The sequence below is a fragment of the Thermoactinomyces sp. CICC 23799 genome, from assembly GCF_016055145.1.
In the GTDB taxonomy this organism is placed as follows: Bacteria; Bacillota; Bacilli; order Thermoactinomycetales; family Thermoactinomycetaceae; genus Thermoactinomyces; species Thermoactinomyces intermedius.
Genome location: NZ_JAECVV010000008.1, coordinates 1 through 22,852 on the forward strand (window position 1 = coordinate 1; position 22,852 = coordinate 22,852).

The 22,852-nt window shown below is 48.2% G+C and carries 19 protein-coding genes and 2 pseudogenes; all 21 read left to right on the top strand.

Annotated elements, in window-relative coordinates:
* The first annotated feature begins 471 nt into the window (after positions 1-471).
* The 21 genes and pseudogenes from I8U21_RS11275 to I8U21_RS11375 all read left to right on the top strand — a co-directional run bounded on the left by I8U21_RS11275 (position 472) and on the right by I8U21_RS11375 (position 22,835).
* The gene (locus I8U21_RS11275) at positions 472-1,578 is read left to right on the top strand and encodes a hypothetical protein (protein ID WP_181821648.1); all 1,107 of its coding nucleotides are present in this window, start codon (positions 472-474) and stop codon (positions 1,576-1,578) included.
* 122 nt (positions 1,579-1,700) lie between these two features.
* Positions 1,701-2,096 carry a hypothetical protein gene (locus I8U21_RS11280; RefSeq protein WP_198053943.1) on the top strand — a complete coding sequence of 132 codons (396 nt, stop codon included), beginning with the start codon at positions 1,701-1,703 and terminating at the stop codon, positions 2,094-2,096.
* Positions 2,097-2,267: 171 nt separating this feature from the next.
* Positions 2,268-2,483: a hypothetical protein gene (locus tag I8U21_RS11285; protein WP_181732007.1), complete on the top strand. Its 216-nt coding sequence runs from the start codon at positions 2,268-2,270 to the stop codon at positions 2,481-2,483.
* Positions 2,484-2,801: 318 nt separating this feature from the next.
* Positions 2,802-2,999, top strand: a complete 198-nt coding sequence (locus I8U21_RS11290) for a phosphate signaling complex PhoU family protein (protein WP_181732006.1) — start codon at positions 2,802-2,804, stop codon at positions 2,997-2,999.
* A 201-nt stretch (positions 3,000-3,200) separates the two neighbouring features.
* On the top strand, positions 3,201-4,133 hold the full coding sequence (locus I8U21_RS11295) for a type 2 periplasmic-binding domain-containing protein (RefSeq protein WP_181732005.1): 933 nt from the start codon (positions 3,201-3,203) through the stop codon (positions 4,131-4,133).
* Between the two features lie 23 nt (positions 4,134-4,156).
* Positions 4,157-4,378, top strand: a complete 222-nt coding sequence (locus I8U21_RS11300) for a hypothetical protein (protein ID WP_220215022.1) — start codon at positions 4,157-4,159, stop codon at positions 4,376-4,378.
* 302 nt (positions 4,379-4,680) lie between these two features.
* Positions 4,681-6,276: pseudogene (locus I8U21_RS11305) on the top strand (solute:sodium symporter family transporter).
* A gap of 45 nt (positions 6,277-6,321) precedes the next feature.
* Positions 6,322-7,338 carry an inositol 2-dehydrogenase gene (gene iolG, locus I8U21_RS11310; RefSeq protein WP_198053944.1) on the top strand — a complete coding sequence of 339 codons (1,017 nt, stop codon included), beginning with the start codon at positions 6,322-6,324 and terminating at the stop codon, positions 7,336-7,338.
* A gap of 111 nt (positions 7,339-7,449) precedes the next feature.
* A complete protein-coding gene (gene iolB / locus I8U21_RS11315) occupies positions 7,450-8,256 on the top strand; it encodes a 5-deoxy-glucuronate isomerase (RefSeq protein WP_198053945.1) in 807 nt (268 codons plus the stop codon).
* 97 nt (positions 8,257-8,353) lie between these two features.
* Positions 8,354-9,352, top strand: a complete 999-nt coding sequence (gene iolC / locus I8U21_RS11320) for a 5-dehydro-2-deoxygluconokinase (protein WP_181732001.1) — start codon at positions 8,354-8,356, stop codon at positions 9,350-9,352.
* A 56-nt stretch (positions 9,353-9,408) separates the two neighbouring features.
* Positions 9,409-10,869: a CoA-acylating methylmalonate-semialdehyde dehydrogenase gene (locus tag I8U21_RS11325; RefSeq protein ID WP_049719787.1), complete on the top strand. Its 1,461-nt coding sequence runs from the start codon at positions 9,409-9,411 to the stop codon at positions 10,867-10,869.
* 37 nt (positions 10,870-10,906) lie between these two features.
* Positions 10,907-12,832, top strand: coding sequence for a 3D-(3,5/4)-trihydroxycyclohexane-1,2-dione acylhydrolase (decyclizing) (gene iolD / locus I8U21_RS11330; RefSeq protein WP_181732000.1), 1,926 nt, complete (start codon positions 10,907-10,909; stop codon positions 12,830-12,832).
* A 40-nt stretch (positions 12,833-12,872) separates the two neighbouring features.
* A pseudogene (gene iolE / locus I8U21_RS11335) lies at positions 12,873-13,769 on the top strand (myo-inosose-2 dehydratase).
* A gap of 50 nt (positions 13,770-13,819) precedes the next feature.
* The gene (locus I8U21_RS11340) at positions 13,820-14,869 is read left to right on the top strand and encodes a Gfo/Idh/MocA family oxidoreductase (RefSeq protein WP_049719790.1); all 1,050 of its coding nucleotides are present in this window, start codon (positions 13,820-13,822) and stop codon (positions 14,867-14,869) included.
* Positions 14,870-14,990: 121 nt separating this feature from the next.
* Positions 14,991-16,001 (top strand): LacI family DNA-binding transcriptional regulator, encoded by a 1,011-nt coding sequence (locus I8U21_RS11345; protein ID WP_181731998.1) that lies wholly within the window; start codon positions 14,991-14,993, stop codon positions 15,999-16,001.
* 245 nt (positions 16,002-16,246) lie between these two features.
* Positions 16,247-18,895: a DNA polymerase I gene (gene polA, locus I8U21_RS11350; RefSeq protein WP_181731997.1), complete on the top strand. Its 2,649-nt coding sequence runs from the start codon at positions 16,247-16,249 to the stop codon at positions 18,893-18,895.
* A 12-nt stretch (positions 18,896-18,907) separates the two neighbouring features.
* On the top strand, positions 18,908-19,732 hold the full coding sequence (gene mutM, locus I8U21_RS11355; protein WP_181731996.1) for a DNA-formamidopyrimidine glycosylase: 825 nt from the start codon (positions 18,908-18,910) through the stop codon (positions 19,730-19,732).
* Between the two features lie 64 nt (positions 19,733-19,796).
* Entirely contained in the window at positions 19,797-20,459 is a 663-nt protein-coding gene (ytaF, locus tag I8U21_RS11360) for a sporulation membrane protein YtaF (protein WP_232337638.1), read from the top strand.
* A 23-nt stretch (positions 20,460-20,482) separates the two neighbouring features.
* Complete coding sequence (coaE, locus tag I8U21_RS11365; RefSeq protein ID WP_309544814.1) at positions 20,483-21,079, top strand: dephospho-CoA kinase; 597 nt, start codon at positions 20,483-20,485, stop codon at positions 21,077-21,079.
* Positions 21,049-21,687, top strand: coding sequence for a lytic transglycosylase domain-containing protein (locus tag I8U21_RS11370; protein ID WP_181731993.1), 639 nt, complete (start codon positions 21,049-21,051; stop codon positions 21,685-21,687). Before coaE ends, I8U21_RS11370 begins: the two co-directional genes overlap by 31 nt.
* 125 nt (positions 21,688-21,812) lie before the next feature.
* Positions 21,813-22,835 carry a glyceraldehyde-3-phosphate dehydrogenase gene (locus tag I8U21_RS11375; protein WP_181731992.1) on the top strand — a complete coding sequence of 341 codons (1,023 nt, stop codon included), beginning with the start codon at positions 21,813-21,815 and terminating at the stop codon, positions 22,833-22,835.
* The last annotated feature ends 17 nt before the right edge of the window (positions 22,836-22,852 follow it).

The following is a 22,852-nucleotide window of genomic DNA, read 5'->3' on the forward strand; positions in this document are numbered from 1 at the left end:
AAAGGAGGAAACGGGGTTACGGATTTTCGTACCCGTCGAATGTATGGGAAAACATTTTGTTCGGTTTCTCCTTTTGTTTATGATCATCACGGTGGGAAACAGGTTCCTGGGTTCATGCCCTTGTTCATGCTGACGGGGGTTTTGATGTTCCTGAAATCAATGATGATTTTAATCAATTTGAGCAAAAGACCCCGGTTCAGAAGGAACAACCCGTTCAGCCTACACCGGTTAAGCAAGAGAAAGGATTTTTCGATTCTGTTACCGAATCATTGTCAAAGGCAGGAGATTGGTTCGGGGACAAAATTTCCGGAGCATGGGAATGGACTAAAGAGAAAGCAGCCGCCTTTTGGGATTGGTTTACTGAAATTTGCTCCAAAATAGCAGAAGTCGTAATTGATACACTGTCTGCAGTTTGGGACTGACTGGATCGTCAAATTTAAGGAATACATAGCGTTTGCCGGTGTCCTGATTTTGGGCATTGTCTTGTGCATCTTTGCCACACCGTTAGGGATTGCCGCACTCAGTGGTATGGCTTTGTCATTTGTGATCAGTATGGCCCTGAATGGTTGGGAAATTAACAAAATGACCTTCTTGGAAGCAGCCATTGGCGGCCTCTTGGGATTGATCGGAGGAGGCATCACGGCAGGAGCTTCCCGGGGATTGGCGAGTGGCATCGGGCAAAAACTGATCATGGGTGCCAAGAATTCCAAAGTTTTAGGTCCTGTTCTTCGCGGAGGACAAAAACTGGTTTCCAAATTGCCGGCACCTCTCCAGAAAATGTTTGGCAAAGGAGGAGCCATCGGAGCCGTCGAGGGTGCCGGAACCAGTGTGGCAGACGATATCCTACATGGGCGGAAGATCAATTGGAAAAATCCCATTTTGGCAGGAGTATTTGGAGCCGGCTCTGTCGCTGTGGTTCACTTTGCCCAACCAGCGATTAATAAAGCCGTTGCATCACTGGAACCGGTACTGGCCAAAACCCCGATTGTCAAAAATGTTTTCAACAAAGTTGGCGATTGTGTTGCGGTTCGGCAAACGGGGGGATATCACGCTTTAATTGATATTCCATTTTCTAATTGTTTTCATGCTCCAGATGGAGTAACTTCAGGTGGAAATTCTTCATCTGCAAAGCCACTCTCTCTGGAACAAAGACGAGAAAATGTAAAACATATAGCAGAATATACAGATTTAAGTAAAGAAGGGTTAAAAGGAAAAGGATATAAACTTAAAAACGGTGCAATTATTAAAGGACAGAAAATAGTGAAGGTAAATTCAATAGAAAAATATAGAAAAGCGGAAGGAAAACTAAGCTTAGAATATGTTGCTAAATTAAGAAAAGAATTAGGAATCCCGTCTTTAAAAGAGGATAACTTGTTAATAGAAAATGATATATTGAAGAGTGGAAATACCGTCGCAGTACTTGAATCGGATGGAGTACAAATTTGGGGAAGAAGTGGATGGGGAATTGCACATGGTCCGCAAAATGGACGGTCTACCACTAATGTGGCTTTCCCACCTAGTATCTTTTTGCTCTTTCTATACTTATATAAATGCCAAAATACATCGCCTTCTGCATGAGTATAGGTTTGTCCATTTGTAGCAAATTTCTCCCGGGAAGTACCTAGTTTTCCTATTTTTCCTTTTGCCCATTCCTTCCTCAATTCTGAATACCCTCCTACATCATCGGTAGGTGGTATATATTGAAAAATTATGAATTAAGTATTCAAAATAAATCAAAAGTAATTTCAAATCCAACTTGGGAAAAAGTTTATAAAGTCTTGGAAAGTCTGGATGGCAAGAAAGTGAGTCAAGCAAGTCTAAAAATAGAAGATGTTGGATTTATGACAGTAGCGGGTGGAGAGTTTATTGAAGAGAAAGGACAAAGGGTATATATTGTTGAGTTCTTTGATGAAAATGGTGATTTTAATACCTTGCTTAACCCAAATGGAGACCCTGATGAATACTTTTTTTTAGCTACAGGTCAAATTGCAACAGATATAGCAGATATTCATCTGGGGGGTTTTCAAGAAGTAGTCCATGCGATGAAGTATTTTTACCAAACGAGAGAGCTTTCCAATGATCTGGATTGGGAATGATTTTTAAATGAAAGCATCACTTATTGAATCTTAATTATGGGATTGATAAAAAACTTTAAGCTGGGAATACGCCTGCTTAAGCCATTATGTATATGGAAGAAAGCAGGCGTATGATTTATAAATAGAACAATTCAATGGATTATTAAGAAATTAGTGCTTGGGATGTGATCCATGGCGATGCCAATAGCTGGGCGGAATGGTGTGGTTATGCTTTCTATTGAGATTGTTGATGATGAAATGATAAACGCGTTTACACAAGAAATTAAAAAAGTAGACGGATACCAAGAAGAATGGGCAGATCGTTTAAAACAATACCTATTGGAAAATTATCCGGCAGGCAGTGATAGGAAAATTAGGAGAGAAGAATTGTTGAACTTGATTGCATAAAGATTATGAAGTGGAACATTTCCGCTATATTTTGCGTGATATATGAAGGGGATTTCCCCTTTTAATCGTCCCAATTGCACAAAAGCAATTGAGTAAAAAAACTTTTTTGATGATTTCCAAAGCCAATACTCTGAAGTCTTTCACGACTTCCAAAGCCGAAGTTGAATGAATGAAGAATTTTTATTTTAACTCTTTTCTCTCTGGAGTCCATGTTGTTGAAGATGAGGGAGCAGGTGGAAATTTCGATTCACAAAGCGCTCAAGGCTTTTGAGTAAAGAGAAGTCACGGTGGCGCAAGAAGTGATCCGGGAAGACCACCATGTCGATGAGATGGAAAAAAATCGATGATACCGTGGTCAAACTGATTGCAACCCAACAACCGGTGGCCACCGATCTCAGAAAGATACTCATGGCGATGAAGATTGCATCCGACTTGGAAAGAATCGCGGACCATGCCACCAATATTGCCGAAAGTGTTGTATATATGGAAACCGGTAAACAAATGGATTTGAATTAACAGTTTTTTTCGGCCTCTTTGCGGGATTTTTCGAAGCCGGAAGGGACCGGAAAAAGCAAGAAGGACAGGCAGGGGACGGTGATGTTCCCTGTTTTTTCATTTGTGTTTTGCTCCCGTTGTCCCAAAAATGGTTCAAGGGGGATGTTTTGGAACATTTTGCAGTTTATAATGTCTCATGTCAACGATGAATGGAGGTCATGCATGATGCTTTTTTTAGACATCCCCGAGCCGATGGACGGGAAATTGAGGCAGAAGATTTTGAGAAGGCAAAAATGGAAAAGAGCCGTGAAATGGGGGATCGCCGCTTTTGTTGTCGTGCTCTTATTCATCAATTTCAAATTTTTTATTTCCCCCCATACCAAGGATTTTTTCAAATCCCTCGGGCTGGATCCGGAGGCTTTGAACAGTCCGGAGGTATATGGAGGAGCGATACAGAGTTTGGTGACAGCGCTCACGGTGGTCACAACCTTTTATATTTACAACCGGTCGAAAACGGCTGTCATGAGCCAGAAAGTGTATGATCAAAAGTTTGAGGCATACAGCCGGATTTGGGAGAAGGTGCAGAAGATTGAACAGGAGTTTGAGCGAACGGCCGTCCGGCCGGCTTATCATGATGCACTGGCAAATTTGAAAAGGGAAATCGAGCATTTTTACCAGTTTTGCAGAAGCAAATACCTGGTCGTCTCCCCCACGGTGATGGACCTGTTGGGAAATTGGACGGCAAGTTGCTATTTGGAAGTGACAAGCAAAATCAATATGGGCAGGAGACACTATGGAAATGTCCCTTTGGAGCAGATCACGGAGTGGCATGAATACAGGAAAGCTTCCAAAGCAAGGAAAGTCAGCTTGGAACAGCTGGTGATTGCCATGAAAATGGATCTGGGCTTGTTGGTCTTGGAAGAGGAGATCGATGAGTCGTTTGGCAAGGTTTCCGAAGAAATTAAGGGAACGATCGATGAAATCGAGAAATTCTACCGGAAAACCGGACTGATCGATCCTGAGGAAACCAATCTTTTTGAGCTCAAAAACAAAGTGAAAGAGAAGAACCAAAGGCTTCTCAGGCAACGATTGATGGATGTGTTGAATCCCAGAAAGAGGGCGGAAAGAGGTGCCGGTGAGCGGATGAAAGAGTAGCCGCCGGTTTCAAAAGCATAAACTTGGCGAGGAGGAGATGGACGGATACGGATAAGAAAAAACAGATCGGAGTACTGGTGGACGGTTGTGTTTTTGCCAATGACCAAAATCAAAACGTGGATCTGGATGAGTTTGTGGATGCTTTTCTTGAATGGGTGGAGTCAAAAGGATGGCATTTTGGAGGAGGTGTGAGGCAGGTGGATGAGGATGGGGAGCCTGCAAGCTGCGGGAAAAGAGAGAGCTGAAAAGCCCTCTCTTTTTTTATGAAACTGTCAAGCTGATGATACAAAATAATCTAAAAATACATTGATTTCAAACATAATTGCAATTATACTAAAAGGTAAGAAAGCGTTTGCAAGAAAAGAAAGGGAGGGGATAAAGAGGACGAAGGGAGTCGGATGGGGTTAACCTTTTCTTTTTTGTCTTTAAGTTAAGCGCTTTACTTATTGTAAATCAAGCGTTTTCTGTTTTTTTGTCCACACAACGGATCTTTTCAGGGGATGTTTTTGCAGATTGTGTCAAAAAACAAGCAGAGGAGAGAGACGACTTGTTTTATTTCTCTATTCTGTCTTTCATCTTGGTCATCGCAGCCATCTGGATTTTTGCCTACAAGAGAAGCCGCATCGTTGACAATACCAGCTCCGAAGGGTACTTTCTCGGCGGACGCAGTTTGACGGGAATCACCATCGCCGGTTCCATTCTCATGACCAATTTGTCCACGGAGCAGATTGTGGGGCAAAACGGACAGAGTTACATGGCGGGGATGGAAGTCATGGCTTGGGAAGTCACAGCGGCGGTTGCGATTGTTTTGCTCGCGTTGGTTTTTTTGCCGAAGTATTTGAAGTATGGAGTGGATACCGTATCCGATTTTATTGAGAAACGCTATGACACCACCACCAAACGAATCGTTTCCATCTTGTTTATTTTCACTTATATGATTTCGTTTTTGCCTGTCGTGTTGTATTCCGGCTCTCTGGTGTTTAACAAAATTTTTCGCGTGAATCAGTCCCTGGGCATCGATGCTTTGGCGTCGGTTGCTTTGGTTTCGGCAATGATCGGGATGATCGGGTTGGCCTATCTTTTGATGGGCGGATTATCATTGGGCGCATTCAGCGATTCCTTGTATGGTGTCGGGCTTTTGATCGGGGGCTTGTCCATTCCGGTGTTGGGATTGATCGTCCTGGGGAATGGAAGTTTCACGGACGGATTCCATGTGGTCCGCACCAATACGCCGGAAATGTTGAATGCCATCGGCGCAGTCGATTCAAAAATTGTTCCATGGCCGACGCTTTTTTTCGGGATGTTTTTCAACAATTTGTTTTATTGGTGCACAAACCAGATGATTGTCCAAAAAGCATTTGCCGGAAGAAACCTCAAAGAAGGACAAAAAGGGGTCTTGTATGTCGGTTTCTTTAAAATCATCGGCGCATTGTTCCTTGTTTTCCCGGGGATTATCGCATTTAACTTGTTTGGAAATTCCCTTTCCACCCCGGATGACGCTTATCCCAGTTTGGTGGCAGCGGTTTTGCCCGGGTGGGCCTACGGGATTTTCGGAGCCGTGATCTTCGGGGCGATTTTAAGTTCGTTTGTCGGCGCATTGAATGCCACGGCAACCCTTTTTACATTGGACTTTTACAAGCCGGTTTTCAACCCGAACGCAACGGATCGACAAGTGGCCAGAGCCGGAAAAGCCGTCACCGTCATCGTGGGATTGGTTGCCATCGTCATTGCTCCGTTGATTTCTTTTGCGCCCACCGGATTGTATAACGTTGTGCAACAATTTAACGGCTTGTACAGCATGCCGCTGTTGGCGGTCATTGTCCTGGGGTTTTACTCCAAAAATGTAACCGCTTTCTGAGCGAAAGTGACATTTGCTTTCCATATTGTGACGTATGCCTTGGCCAGTTTGTTTTTGTCGCACATTCATTATTTGTATGTCTTAAGCGTCCTGTTTTTGGCCGATGTGTTGATCTTATGGTGGATCGGGAAAATCAAACCGGCGGACAAACATTTTGTGCTGCAGGAAGGCAAACACAAAGTGGATTTGACGCCATGGAAACATGCCGGTTGGGTCGGGGCATTGGCGGTGGTGGCGGTGCTGATGACATACTTGGTGTTTTCACCGCTGGGACTGGCCCGGTAAGGCCTTGGGTGAACCGGAGATAAAAAAGGGAGGACTGCATAATTTATGAGCAAAAAAATCACGGTTGGCGTGGTGGGAGCAGGACGGATCGGAAAGTTGCATGTCAGCAATCTGAAAAAGATGGACAATGTCCGGTTAAAAACGGTTCCCGACCTCTTTGCCGACCAGCTGGAAGACTGGTTCCGGGAAAGCGGGGCAGAAAGATTGACAAAAAATTATAAAGAACTGATCCATGATCCGGAACTGGATGCGGTTTTCATCTGTTCCTCCACGGACACTCACGCTGAAATCATCAAAGAAGCTGCCGGTGCGGGCAAACACATTTTTTGCGAGAAACCCGTCAGTTTTTCCGATCAGGAAACATTGGAGGTTTATGAAGCGGTGAAATCCGCGGGAGTGAAATTTCAGCTGGGATTTAACCGGCGGTATGACAGGAACTTTCGCAAGGTAAAGCAATGGGTGGAAAAGAAAGTCATCGGTGATTTGCATGTTTTGAAAATCACCTCCAGAGATCCCAATCCACCTTCTTTGGATTATGTATCGCGTTCCGGGGGCATCTTTATGGATATGACCATCCATGACTTTGATATGGCCCGCTTTATTTCCGGCACGGAAGTGGAAGAAGTTTTTGTGCATGGAGCGGCCTTGGTCAATCCAAAACTGGCCGAATGGGGGGATGTGGACACCGCCGTCATCACGTTGAAATTTGCAAACGGGGCCATGGGCGTGATTGACAACAGCCGCCGGGCGGTTTATGGATATGACCAGAGGCTGGAAGCTTTTGGCTCCAAAGGGGCGGTACATGTGAACAACGAGACGGAATCCAAAGTGGAATGTTGGTCGGAGGAAGGGATAAAAAGTGACAATCTGCTTCACTTTTTCTTGGAGAGGTACAACGAAGCCTTTGACCGGGAAGTCAAAGAATTCATCCGGGCGATTGAAAACGACAGCGACATTCAAACCACATTTAAAGATGGAATCATGGCCCAACGTATCGCCGAGGCTGCAACAGCATCGCTTAAAAGCGGAAAACCTGTCAAAGTGCGAGGATTGGATGAGTGATTTTTTTCTGAATATATCCTGTATTTTCATCATTGTGTAAAAAGTACGGATGCGATATACTCTATTTAGAATAGGTTAAGCGCTTTAATTTGTTATAAAGGAGGGGAAATCGTGTCTCATTTGCTGCTGAAACCCCATGATCCGGATCAACAGGGCAGGATCCATTGTGTGTCACCGGAATCGGCAGGGTGGAAGTATGTGGGACTGGAGGTTTATCGGTTAAAAAAAGGGGACCGGCTGAAAAGAAAAACCGGCACCCATGAAGTTTGCCTGGTGTTGTTGTCAGGAAAAGCCAATGTGAAAACCGGGCAAAAGGAATTTCAGGGCATCGGCAAACGGATGAGTGTTTTTGAAAAAATCCCGCCTTATTCTGTTTATGTTCCCAGTGGAGACCACTATCAGGTGGAAGCATTGACGGATTTGGAATTGGCGGTGTGCTCGGCTCCCGGAAAGGGAACTTTCCCGGCCAGGCTGATTGCCCCGGAAGAGGTCAGGCAGTCCAACCGGGGATCCGGAAAGATGTTCCGCCAAATTCATGACATTCTTCCGGAGGACCGGGAGGCGGACAGCTTGCTTGTGGTGGAAGTGTTCACCCCGGACGGCAACACTTCAAGTTATCCGCCGCATAAACATGATACGGAAAATCTTCCGCATGAATCATACTTGGAGGAAACCTATTATCACAAAATTCATCCGGAAAATGGGTTTGCCTTTCAGCGGGTTTATAATGACGACCGTTCGCTGGATGAAACGATGTGCATCGAAAACGGGGATGTGGTTCTGGTGCCGGAGGGTTACCATCCGGTCACAACGGTGCCGGGGTATGAGTCTTATTACCTCAACGTGATGGCCGGACCGGTCCGGACCTGGAAATTTAAAAATGCTCCGGAACATGAGTGGTTGTTTGAGAAGTTTTAAAGAGGGAAATCATTATTTTTCAAAAGTTAAGCGCTTAAATAACAGTTTGCGGATGCAAGTCTGCTTTTTTCAAAATCGCGAGGTCAGGGGGATCGATGTGGATCAGTTGGATTTCAAAGCCGGCCGTCCCTTGGATCTGATTGCTGTTGGCAGGCTGGCCATCGACTTGAATTCGGACCAGATCAATCAACCGATGGAAAATGTCCGGTCTTTTACCAAGTATGTGGGCGGTTCGCCGGCAAATATTGCAATCGGCGCGGCGCAATTGGGATTGAATGTCGGGTTTGTCGGAAAAGTTTCCAATGACCAGATGGGAAGGTTCATCGTTCGTTTTTTGAAAGAGAAAAATCTGGATACTTCCGGTGTCGTTGTGGACAAGACGGGGGCGGTGACCGGCCTGACGTTTACAGAAATCAAAAGCCCGCAAGACTGCAGCATTTTGATGTACCGGGATAATGTTGCGGATTTGAAACTGGAACCGTCGGAAATATCGGAAGATTATATCCGAAGTGCCAAAGCGATGCTCATTTCCGGCACGGCCCTTGCCGCAAGCCCGTCGCGTGAGGCGGTGTTTATCGCATTGCATTATGCCCGCAAACACGGGGTGATCGTCTTTTTTGACCTGGACTACCGGCCGTATACCTGGAATTCGGAACAAGAGACGGCGATTTATTATCATTTGGCGACGGAAAAAAGTGATGTCATCATCGGCACCCGGGACGAGTTTGACATCATGGAATCATTCGCCAAAGAGAAAAAAACGGATCAAGACACCGCCCGCAAGTGGTTTGATTATCATGCCAAAATCGTGGTCATCAAACACGGCTCCAAGGGATCCGTTGCTTATACAAAAGACGGCCATTCACATACGGGAGGAATTTTTAAAACCAAAGTGCTCAAAACGTTCGGTGCAGGGGACAGTTATGCAGCGGCCTTGATCTACGGCCTGTTGAACGGATGGGATCTTCCGGAGGCGATGGAGTACGGGAGCGCTTCGGCATCGATTGTCATATCCCGGCACAGCTGTTCGGAAGCCATGCCGACGAAGGAAGAGTTGGATGCGTTTCTCCGGACGGCGGAAAAGCTGGATGATTGATCCGGCAAAGGGTCGTATCTGATGAAGTATTTTCATATTTTACTGGAGGTTTTCATATGGCAAATACTGTGGTGAGCACATTGAAAAACTATATCAATGGAGAATGGGTGGAATCCGGTTCGGGAAAACAGGAAGCCGTTTTCAATCCGGCCACGGGGGAAGTCATTGCGTATGTTCCTCTTTCCACCCGGGAAGAAGTTGATCGGGCAGTGAAAGCGGCAAAACAGGCCTTTGAAACCTGGAAAAACGTTGCCGTCCCAAAACGGGCCCGCATCCTGTTCAAATACCAGCAATTGATCGCCGATCATGCGGATGAGTTGGCGGCCTTGATCACGATGGAAAACGGGAAAAATTTGCGCGAAGCCAAAGGGGAAGTGCAGCGGGGGATGGAGAATGTCGAGTTTGCCGCGGGAGCTCCTTCCCTGATGATGGGCGAAAATCTCGCCACCATTGCCAGTGAACTGGAATCGTCGGTGTATCGTTATCCGGTCGGGGTGATCGGGGGGATCACGCCCTTCAATTTTCCGATGATGGTTCCGTGCTGGATGTTTCCGATCGCCATTGCACTCGGCAACACCTTTATTTTAAAGCCGTCCGAGCGGACGCCGCTTACCGCCAACCGTCTGGTGGAACTGGCGGAAGAAGCGGGGGTGCCCAAAGGCGTTCTCAATGTTGTGCACGGGGCACATGAGGTGGTTAACGGCTTGCTGGATCATCCCGATGTTCCCCGCATTTCCTTCGTGGGTTCCCAACCGGTGGCTGAATATGTTTACAAACGGGGGACAGCCAATTTAAAACGGGTTCAGGCGCTGGCCGGCGCCAAAAACCACTCGATCGTTTTAAAAGATGCCGACCTGGAAAATGCCGCCACGCAGATTATCAATGCCGCATTTGGTTCGGCCGGGGAACGATGCATGGCGGCAGCCGTGGTGGCGGTGGAAGAGGCGGTTGCGGACGAATTGATTCAAAAACTGGTGCAAAAGGCGGACGACATCAAGATCGGAAACGGGATGGATGAGAACAGTTTCCTGGGGCCGGTCATTCGTGAACAACACAAAGAACGGACACTGAAATACATTGAAGCAGGTGAAAAAGAAGGGGCCAAATTGATCCGCGACGGGCGGAAAGATCCAAAGGCCCGGGAAAAAGGTTATTTTTTGGGGCCCACCATTTTTGACCACGTCCGTACAGACATGAAGATCTGGAAAGAAGAAATTTTTGCCCCGGTGCTTTCCATTGTCCGTGTCCACGACTTGGATGAAGCCATAAAAATCGCCAACCGGTCGCGCTTTGCCAACGGGGCTTGCCTTTACACCCGGGATGGCGGCGCCGTGCGCAAATTTCGCGAATCGATTGATGCCGGGATGCTCGGCGTCAATATCGGCGTTCCGGCTCCGATGGCGTTTTTCCCGTTTTCCGGTTGGAAAGATTCTTTTTACGGGGATCTGCATGCCAACGGGAAAGACAGTGTGGAATTTTATACCCGCAAAAAAGTGGTGACCAGCCGTTGGGTCTGATCCATACGCAAGTAACGGCAATCAGGGGGGAGAGAAAATGAGACTGACCACGGCACAAGCGTTGGTTAAATTCCTGAACAGTCAATATGTGATGGTGGATGGAAAAGAGGAGAAATTGTTTCACGGGATTTTCACCATTTTTGGTCACGGAAACGTACTCGGTTTGGGACAAGCCCTCGAACAGGATCCGGGGGATTTAAAAGTTTACCAGGGCAGAAATGAGCAAGGAATGGCCCATGCGGCCATCGGGTTTGCGAAACAAAACCGCCGCAGAAAGTTAATCGCCTGTACTTCATCGGTGGGGCCGGGGTCGGCTAATATGGTGACGGCCGCGGCAACGGCCACCGCCAACAACATCCCGCTTCTTCTTTTGCCCGGTGACACCTTTGCCACCCGCCAACCGGATCCGGTCCTGCAGCAGATCGAGCAGCCTTATAATGCCGGTTTGACGACCAATGACGCTTTTCGCCCCGTCAGCAAGTACTGGGACCGGGTGACCCGGCCCGAGCAGCTGATGACCGCCATGCTCCATGCAGTCCGTGTGTTGACGGATCCGGCGGAAACCGGGGCGGTGACGATTGCTTTGCCGCAGGATGTCCAAGCTGAGGCTTATGACTATCCGGAATCTTTTTTCAAAAAGCGTGTTCATACCTTCATCAGGAGAAAACCGGACGAGTTGGAATTGAAACAAGTCGTGGCATTGTTCAAAAACAAGAAAAAGCCGTTGATCATTTGCGGCGGCGGGGTCCGGTACTCCGATGCCGGTGAGTCGCTGGACCGGTTCGCCCGGGCGTTTCGCATTCCCTTTGCCGAGACACAGGCCGGAAAAAGTGCCTTGCCGTCCACCCACCCGCTCAATCTGGGAGGGATCGGTGTCACGGGAAACCTGGCGGCCAACCGCATTGCTAAAGAGGCCGACCTAGTGATCGGGGTGGGAACCCGTTTCACCGATTTTACAACGGGCTCCAAACAGCTGTTCCAAAACCGCCACGTTGATTTTGTCACCCTCAACATTTCAGATTTTCATGCGTCCAAACTGGATGCCGTCAAAATGGTGGCGGATGCAAAGGCCGGGCTGGAAGAGCTTCGGATTACACTGGAAAAAGCCGGTTATCAATCCGGTTACGAGGGGGAAATCGAACAGGCGAAAAAAGATTGGGAGAAGGAGCTTCAACGTCTTTGGTCGACCGATTCTCATGCCGAAAACTACCGGCCGGAAATTTCAGGCCATCTGGATGACAAGCTGTCTGAATACGAAGAAGCTTTTCAATCGGGTTTGACACAGACGGCCGTGTTGGGAAAAGTGAATGAGCGGATCGATGAGGATGCGATCGTGGTCGGTGCATCCGGCAGCTTGCCCGGGGATCTGCAACGCATGTGGGTCAGCACCCGGCCGGATACTTACCACATGGAGTACGGTTATTCATGCATGGGGTATGAAATTGCTGCCGCTTTGGGAGTGAAAATGGCGAGACCGGATCAGGAAGTCTATGCCATGGTTGGCGACGGAAGTTACATGATGCTCCATTCCGAATTGATCACCAGTATACAAGAAGGGCTCAAAATCAATGTCATCCTGTTTGACAATGCGGGTTTTGGCTGCATTAACAATCTGCAAATGAGCAACGGGATGGGGAGTTTTTTGACGGAATTCCGTTTGCGGGACCAAAAATCGAAACGGCTGGACGGGCCTGTCATGAACGTGGATTTTGCCAAAAATGCCGAGGCGTACGGCGCGGTTACCTACACGGTGCGGACCATGGAAGATTTGGAACAGGCGCTGGAAGATTCCAAGCGTCAAAGCGTATCCACCTTGATCGATGTGAAGGTACTTCCCAAAACCATGACAAAGGGTTATGGCAGTTGGTGGCATGTCGGAGTGGCCGAGGTGTCAAAAAAAGAATCCGTCCAAAAAGCTTATCAGGAGCGCCTGAGTGAGTTGGAAAAGGCCAGAAAGTACTGAAGAGACCGGGCATGGACGGACATCGCGGGAGGGATTTATGATGTTTGAGAATGACGCGGTGAAACTGGGGATTTCCCCCATCGGATGGAGCAATGATGACATGCCGGACCTCGGCCGGGAAAACACGTTTGAACAATGTATCAGTTAAATGGCGTTGGCAGGCTTTGCGGGCACCGAAGTGGGACATAAGTATCCGCGCGACACCACATTGCTGAAAAAAATGCTCGGGCTGAGGAATTTGGAAATTGCCGGAGCCTGGTTCAGCGCTTATCTGACCACAGCGCCATATGAACGGACGGAAAAAGCGTTTATCCAACACCGTGATTTTTTGTATGAAATGGGAGCCGAAGTCATCGTGGTTTCCGAACAGGGGCACAGCGTGCAGGGAAAGACCGGGCAACCTGTTTTTGCCGCGAAACCCCGTTTTACCGATGAAGAATGGGACAGGCTGGCTGAGGGACTTAACCGCCTTGGCCGGCTGGCCCGGGAAAAGGGAATGAAAATGGTGTATCATCCCCACATGGGGACAGGGGTGCAAACCACAGAGGAAATCGACCGGTTGATGAGCATGACCGATCAAAACCGGGTGTTCCTTCTCTATGATACCGGACATCTGTATCTTTCCGGCGAAGATCCGGTCGAAGTGTTGAAACGGTATTTGCCCCGGATTAAACATGTCCATTTGAAGGATGTCCGGGATCCGATTGCAGCCAAAGTAAAAGCAGAAAAATTAAGCTTCCTGGACGGGGTCCGCGAAGGGGTGTTTACCGTGCCGGGCGACGGCGGCATTGATTTTACGGATATTTTCAATATATTGTCTGAATCAAACTACCGGGGCTGGCTGCTTGTGGGAGCCGAACAGGATCCGTCCAAAGCCAATCCGTTGGAATATGCGCTGAAAGCCCGGAAGTTCATCAAACAAAAAACCGGTCTGTAAGTGGAGGGCGACCGGTATGGAAAAAACCATTTCGAAAGCGGGAATGCATCATGAAGAAAAGAAAAGTGAAAGTCGGGATCGTGGGGCTTGGCCGGCTGGGTTACCATCATGCGAAAAATCTGGCCTTCCGGATACCCGGTTGCGAACTGATCGCGGTTTGCAGCGTTGTGGAAGAAGAAGTGAAAGAAGTGCAAGAAAAATGGGGCATTCCTTATGGCTATACGGATTATGATGAAATGCTCGGAAACCGGGAAATGGAAGCGGTCTTTATCGCTTCCCCGTCGGCGTTTCATTGTGAACAGATCGAAAAGGCCCTGAAAGCCGGGTTCCACGTATTCAGCGAAAAGCCGATCGGCCTGTCTCCGGCGGAAGCCGAAAGAGTGGAAAAAGCCGTTTCCCGGTATCCGGATCAGGTCTTCATGCCGGGATTTATGCGGCGCTTTGACCGATCTTATTCCGATGCGAAAAAAATGATGGACAGAGGGGAGATTGGGGATCCGGTTTTGATTCGTTGTTACGGGTTGGATCCGGCCGGACAGATGGACAGCTTTTTGAAGTACGCCAAAAATCATGACAGCGGGGGCCTCTTTTTGGATATGGCCGTTCATGATTTTGATCTGGCTTGCTGGTTTTTGAATGCGGAGCCGGAAGAAGTCTGGGCCATCGGGGGGAGTTATGCACGGCCTGAATTCGCCGGATTGGGTGATGCGGAAACGGGAGCAGCGATGGTGCGCTTTTCCGGCAACCGGATGGGCATTTTTGTGGCCGGCCGTAACTGTGCACACGGCTATCATATTGAAACCGAAATCATCGGCACCAAGGGATCTCTCCGGATCGGTACGGTGCCGGAGAAAAATCAGGTGATGATTTTTAACGAAACCGGTGTGGTGAAACAATGCGTCGACGGATTTTTGGAGCGGTTTGAACAAGCTTATCTGAGCGAGGCGGAAGAATTTATCCGGTGCATTTTGGAACATCGCCGGCCGCCCGTTCGCGTTCAGGATGGCATCAAGCCCACTTTGCTTGGTTATGCTTGCAAAAAATCGTTTGAAACAGCTTCTTTGGTTCGGATGAAATCCATTGCACCCGCCGGGAAATAAAGCTTCCTGGATCCGGCCGGGAAAGGGAAAAGATCACGGCAAAAATACAGCCATGTCTTTGAAAAATTATGATATCTTATATCCAAAAGAGATTGTGAAGATTTGAAGTGGGGCAAAGGACATGAAAGTAACCATTTATGATGTGGCGAAAAGAGCCGGCGTTTCCATTGCAACGGTTTCAAAAGTGATCAACAACCAAACCGGCAATATGCGCGATTCAACAAAAAGACGGGTCCAAAAAGCGATGGAAGAGTTGAATTATCATCCGAACATCATGGCTTCGGCGCTCATGGGAAAAGGGACGAAAACCGTGGGGTTGTTGGTGCCGGATATATCCAATCCCTTTTTCTCGGAAATTGCCGGAATCATCGAAAACCGGGCGCATGAACGGGGCTACAGTGTGATTTTGTGCAGTACCGGTGAAAATGAAGAAAAGGAAAAGAAGTATGTGGAACTGTTACAAAACAAACTGATCGACGGTTTTATCATCGGTTCCACCTTCCAAAATAAAAACATCCTGGCCGAATTGATCCAAAACCGGCTGCCGGTGGTGTTGCTGACGCAGGACGACCCGTCCATCGATGCACCGAAAGTGATTGTGGATGACTTTAAAGGCGGCTATGAAGCAACCATTCACCATTTACAAAACGGGCACTGCAAAATTGCCATCATCAGTGAGCAATGGGCCCTTTCTAGCGTGAAACGGACGGAAGGATATTTGCAAGCCCTTAAAACTTACGGCATTGAACCGAAACCGGAGTATATGATCAAAACCAGGGGTTCGATTCCCAACGGGATGAAAGCCTTGGCCGACTTCTTCCGCCTGCCGGATCCGCCGACCGCCATTTTTGCCTGCAATGACCAGTTGGCCATCGGCGTGATTTTGGGGGCCAAAGAAAAAGGAATCCCCATTCCCGGTCAGCTGTCTTTGGTCGGCTTTGATGACACCATTCTGGCAAGGGCCACCTACCCGCGCCTGACCACGGTGGCCCAACCGATCTCCGAACTGGGAAATTCGGCGGTGGATTTGTTGATCGACAAAATCCAAACGGGCCGGTTTCAAAGCCAACGCATTTTGTATAACCCGGAATTGATCATCCGGGAAACAACGGGCAAAAACCCGGCGGTATGAAAGCGGCCGGAACCGTTCAGCCCGGAAGCATTGACGGGAGAGAGCAGTGGACAAAAGGGGAAAACCAGACAAACAAACGGAAAGGGGTGTTGCTGCCCCTTCTTTTTTTTGGAATCCTTTCCCAAAAGGCGCAGATCCAGATCGTTTGTTCGCATATTGTTACCAATTGACTGGAAGGAGGAATTTTGGACATGTTACAATAGGTTTATGTTTGAAAACGTGATGGGAAAAGGTGTGAAGATAGCGTGGATAAATTGATTTTGATCGACGGCAACAGCATCGCGTACCGGGCTTACTATGCGTTGCCGCTTTTATCCAATGCCAGCGGGCAATATACCAATGCGGTGTACGGTTTTACCATGATGCTCATGAAAATCCTGGAAGACGAAAAGCCGACCCACATGCTGGTGGCGTTTGATGCCGGGAAAACCACATTCCGGCACAAAGATTTTCAGGAATACAAGGGAACGCGAAAAGAAACGCCGAACGAGCTGAGGGAGCAATTTCCCCTCATCAAAGAGGTTTTGGATGCTTTTCAAATTCCTTACTTTGAAGAAAGCGGCTATGAAGCGGATGACATTATCGGGACGCTTTCCAAAACGTGTGACCGCAAAGACCTGGATATCCGGATTGTCAGCGGGGATAAAGATTTGCTGCAATTGGTGAATGACCGGGTGCATGTGTTGTTGACCCGAAAAGGCATCACGGAAGTGGAGCACTATGACAGAAAGGCGATCGACGAGAAATACGGATTAAAACCGGAACAAATCATCGACCTCAAAGGCTTGATGGGGGATACTTCGGACAATATCCCTGGAATTCCGGGGGTCGGGGAAAAGACAGCTCTCAAATTGCTCCGTCTCTATCCGTCGGTGGAAGAAGTGATCGAACACGCCGATGAGTTGCCGGGGAAAAAATTGCGCGAAAAAGTGAAAGAACATCAAGCGCAGGCGCTGTTGAGCAAGAAGCTGGCCACCATCTTTACCGATGTTCCCTTGTCCCTGGAATTGGATGATCTGGCTTTGAAAGAGCGGGATGAAGAAAAAATCGTTTCGTTATTTAAGAAGCTGTCGTTTAACACGTTGCTTTCCCGCTTGTCCCCGCAAGAAGGACGGAAGGATGACCGGGATTTGAAAAGCATTTCTTATCACCGGATTGAAACCGGTGAAGCGCTTGGCCCGTGGGAGTCCTTTTTTTCCAAAGGGGATAAGGCGCTCGTGGTTGAAATGACCGAACCGCATCCGATCAAAGGGGAATTTCTGGCCATGGCGGTTTCCGACGGTGAAACCCAGCTGGTTTTGCCGGCCGGGTTGGTGAGGGAAAATCAAATGGTTCGCGATTGGCTTTCCGATTCAAAAAAGACGAAATTTGTCTACGATGCCAAAACGATTCAAACCGCCTTTCAACAACATGCCGGACTTCAGGTGGACGGGATGGCTTTTGATGTGCTGTTGGCGGCTTATTTGCTGGATCCGTCTGATTCGCATCCGGCTTTGTCTGAGATCGTGGAGCGACGGGGGGAAGGTTATTTGCCGTCGGATGAAGAGGTGTATGGAAAAGGGGCCAAACGCCGTCAATTGGTAGGGGATGAGCTGGCAGAACATCTTTCGCGGAAAGCCCGGTTTGTTCACCAGCTCACCCCGGTGCTGAAAGAACAAGTGCAAGAAGTCGGAATGGATGCGCTCATGTATGAAATGGAACTGCCGCTTTCCTCCATTTTGTCCGGCATGGAACAAAGGGGTGTCCGGGTGGACCATGAACGGTTGGATGAGCTGGGCCGGGAATTGAAGGCGTCGATGGACCGGTTGCAGGAAGAAATCCATGACATTGCCGGAGTGCCGTTTAATATCAATTCTCCCAAGCAGCTGGGGGAAATCTTGTTTGAAAAATTGGGGCTGCCCGTGATCAAAAAAACCAAAACGGGTTACTCCACCAGTGCGGATGTTCTGGAAAAATTGGCCCCGCAACATGAAATTGTCGAGAAAATTTTACATTATCGCCAGGTTGGAAAATTGTATTCTACTTATATAGAAGGATTAAAAAAAGAGATTGGGCCGGATGGAAAAATCCACACCCAATTTCAACAAACGGTCACGGCCACCGGCCGGTTGAGTTCGACGGAGCCGAACCTGCAAAACATCCCGATCCGGATGGAGGAAGGCCGAAAAATCCGCCAAGTCTTTGTCCCTTCTCAGGAAGGGTGGTACATGCTGTCTGCGGATTATTCCCAGATTGAACTGAGAATCCTGGCCCATCTGTCCGAAGACCAAAATTTGCAAAAAGCATTCAAAGAAGATAAAGATGTGCACGCCCAAACCGCCATGGATGTTTTCGGTGTCGGGGAAGATGAAGTGACGGATCAAATGCGCAGGCAAGCCAAAGCCGTCAACTTCGGCATTGTGTACGGTATCAGCGGTTACGGCCTGGCTCAAGGGCTGGATATTCCGCAAAAAGAGGCCAAGTTGTTTATTGAGCGTTATTTTGAAACGTATCCCGGTGTCAAACAGTATATGGACAGCACGATTGAAAAGGCCAAAAAAGAAGGTTATGTCACCACCATGTTGGGCCGGCGCCGGTATTTGCCCAAAATCAATGCCCGCAACTTCGGGGAACGGAGTTTTGCCGAACGGACGGCCATGAACACACCGATTCAGGGAACGGCGGCGGATATTATCAAGCATGCGATGGTGAAAGTGGACCGGTTGATGCGCGAAAAAGGGTTGAAAAGCCGGTTGCTTTTGCAAGTGCATGACGAATTGATCTTTGAAGTCCCCGAAGAAGAGTTGACGGTCATGAAAGCATTGGTTCGGAATACGATGGAACAAGCCGTCCGGTTATCGGTGCCGCTGAAAGTGCAAGTGAGTGTCGGGAGCAATTGGTACGAAGCAAAATAGGAGGAGAAACGATTGCCGGAATTACCTGAGGTTGAAACAGTCAGAAAAACTTTGCAAAAATTGGTCGTCGGCAAAGAGATCGAAGATGTGACGATCCGCTTGCCCAGAATCATCAAACGTCCGGATGACACAGAGGCCTTTCGGAGTATGTTGGCCGGGACAACCATCTCCGGGATCGGCCGGCGGGGAAAGTTTTTGAAAATCGTCTGCGATCCGCTGGTGCTGGTTTCCCATCTGCGTATGGAAGGAAAGTATCGTCTGGCGGAACAAGGGGAGCCTTGCGAGAAGCACACTCATGTCATTTTTCACTTTACGGACGGCACCGAGCTTCGCTATCGCGATGTGCGGCAATTTGGCACCATGCACTTGTTTGCATACGGGGAAGAAGATGAGCAGTTGCCGCTGAAGAAACTGGGGCCGGAGCCGCTTACGGATGCGTTTCAGCTTCCCTGGTTTCAGGCGTTACTCGCCAAACGGAAAAGCAATATCAAAGCGGTTCTTTTAAATCAGGAATATATCGCGGGGCTTGGAAATATCTATGTGGACGAATCTTTGTTCCGGGCGGGGATTCATCCGACCCGGACGGCTTCGTCATTAAAGGAAGAAGAAGTGGAACGATTGTACCACAGCATTCAACAAACCCTGAAAGAAGCCATTGAACTGGGAGGGTCTTCTGTCCGTTCTTATTTGAACGGGGAAGGCGAAATGGGAATGTTCCAGATGAAAATCCAGGTTTATGGCCGGAAACACGAACCTTGTCTCAAATGCGGAAGGCCGATTGAACGGTTGGTTGTGGCCGGACGGGGAACGCACGTGTGTTCTCATTGCCAACGGTGACCTCATGGATCGTTCCTTCATAAGATAGGGGTAACAAATGCCTATCTTATGAGGGGGATCAGTGATGTTGCATGGTTGGTTGATCATCGGGCTGGCTTTTGCCGTCAGTTTGGACAGTTTTGGAGTGGGCACAACCTACGGGTTGAGAAAAATTCGTATCCCCCTGGTATCCACCGTCATCATTGCCGGATGTTCCGGCGCCGTGCTTTACATGGGGATGTGCATGGGGAAATTTATTTCTGCGTTGTTTTCCCCCGTATTTACACAGGCACTCGGAGCCGTTTTATTGATCATCCTCGGCTTGTGGATCATTTTGCAGGGGGAAAAGAATTTAAAAGAAACGAATGAGGATGAAATCCGTTCAGAGAGTCCATCCTGTTTATCGATAAAAACCTGGACTTTTCAAATCAAACGGCTTGGCTTGGTGGTTAAGGTGTTAAAAACTCCCGTGATGGCAGATATGGATAATTCCGGATCCATTTCTTCCGCCGAAGCGTTTTTGTTGGGAACGGCTTTGTCCCTGGATGCTTTTGGCGCCGGCATCGGGGCGGCGATGATGGGGGTCCCGCCCGTTCCCACGGCCTTTTCGATTGCGTTGATGAGTGCATTGTTTTTACGGCTGGGGATGTGGATCGGGTTTTCCTGTGCCAAGAATTTAAAAAATCGCTTTTGGGCTTATATGCCGGGGGTTATTTTGATTTTGCTCGGAATGATGCGATTCATGTGAAAAGGCGGTGAAAAACGTTGTTGATGGGATTGACGGGAAGCATCGCAACCGGGAAAAGCACGGTTTCTGAGATGTTTCGCCGAAAGGGAGCCGAAATCATCGATGCCGACCAAATTGCCCGCGAAGTGGTTGAGCCGGGAACCGAAGGGTTGGCGCGGATTGTCCGGGAGTTCGGCCCCGGGATATTGGATGAGGAAGGGAAACTGAATCGCGAACGGTTGGGAGCAAGAATTTTTCAAAACCCTGCCGAACGGGAAAAGTTGAATCGGTTGTTGCATCCGTTGATCGTGGATTCCATGCGTGCCAAAACGGAAAAAATCAAAAAAGAGAAAGATCCGGATTTGTTGATTTGGGATGTCCCGTTGCTGATTGAAGGGAATTTGACGCAATGGGTGGAAGCCGTTATTTTAGTATATACACCGAAAGAAATTCAATTGGAACGATTAATGAAACGAAACGCACTTTCCAAAGAGGAAGCGGAAAAACGGATTCTCGCACAGATGGATATCGAAGAGAAAAAGAAGTATGCCGATTATGTGATTGACAATCGGGGAACTTTGTCAGAGACGGAAAGACAGGTTGATCAGTTATGGAAACAACTAATCTCAAAAAGTGGGTAAAGCCGGCTGTGGATGCACTGCCTCCCAAGCGCACGATTATGATTGCTTTGATCTTGTTGCTGGTGTTTGTCATCGTGGCCATCCCGCTTTTTAACATGATGATCTATCCGTTGAAATACGAAGAATATATTTTTAACAGTGCGATTGAAACCAACGCCGATCCCTTTTTGGTCATGGCGATTATCCGGGTGGAAACCAAATTTCAACCAAAAAGGGAATCGCATGTCGGGGCACAGGGTTTGATGCAAATTATGCCGGATACTGCGGATTTTATCATCAAAAACGGAAACTTTTCACCGGCGCTGAAAGATTATGTGTATGACCCCGCCATCAACATCCAATTGGGAAGCTGGTATATTGCTTACTTGACCAAACGGTATAACGGAAATAAAGTGGCGGTCATGGCCGCATACAATGCCGGGCATGGCCGTGTCGACAAATGGTTGGAGCAAGGGGTTTGGGACGGCACACGGCAAAATGTCACACAAATTCCGGAGAATTTTGGGGAGACCCGTCATTATGTGACCAGGGTCAGTTATTATTATGAGAAGTACAAACAATTGTACCAAGGGGAATTTGAGGAATACAAAAGGGAACAAGAAAAATGAATACGGCTTGAAACCTGTTCCTTTGCGGGAACAGGTTTTTTGTTTCTGCTGGTTGCAAAATGTGACATACTTATTATAATGAAAGTGAATATTAGAGTGTGACAAATGGGAAGGGGTATACCATTATGGCAGTTCGTATCGCAATTAACGGATTTGGGCGCATTGGAAGAATGGTTTTTCGCAAAGCCATGGAAGTTTCGGAAATCGAAGTCGTTGCCGTGAATGCGAGTTATCCGGCCGAAACCTTGGCGCATTTGATTAAGTATGACACAATTCACGGATTATATCATAAAGATGTGACGGTATCCGATCACGGTCTTTGTGTCGACGGACATGAAGTCCGCCTGGTTTCCAACCGCAACCCCGAAGAGTTGCCCTGGCGCGAATTGGATATTGACATTGTGGTGGAAGCGACGGGAAAATTCCGGGATCGCGAAGGGGCGCAAAAACATTTGAACGCCGGCGCCAAAAAAGTGGTGATCACCGCTCCCGGAAAAGATGAAGACATCACGGTTGTCATGGGAGTCAATGAAAGCGATTACGATCCGGACCGGCATCACATCATCTCGAATGCATCCTGCACCACCAACGGCTTGGCACCGGTGGCCAAAGTGTTGCACGAATCGTTCGGGATTGTTCACGGGTTGATGACCACGGTTCACGCCTACACCAATGACCAGAAGAACCTGGATAATCCGCATAAAGATCTGCGCAGGGCCCGCGCTTGTGCGCAATCCATCATTCCGACCAAAACCGGGGCGGCCAAAGCATTGGGATTGGTGATTCCCGAACTGCAAGGGAAGTTGAACGGATTTGCCCTGCGGGTTCCCACACCGAACGTTTCGGTCATTGATTTGGTGGTGGACACGGAAAAACCGGTGACCAAAGAAGAGGTCAATCAAGCGTTGAAACATGCAGCCCAAACCCGTTTCAAAGGGATTTTGGATGTTTGTGAAGCGCCGCTGGTTTCTTCCGATTTCAACGGAAACGAACATTCATCCATCGTGGATGCCTTGTCGACCATGGTCATGGGCAACCGGCAAGTAAAAATCCTTGCCTGGTATGACAATGAGTGGGGTTATTCCTGCCGAGTCGTCGACCTGGCCAAATATGTCGGGGAAAAAATGAAGACGAAAGTGACGGTGTGACGGGATGAAAAGCTTGC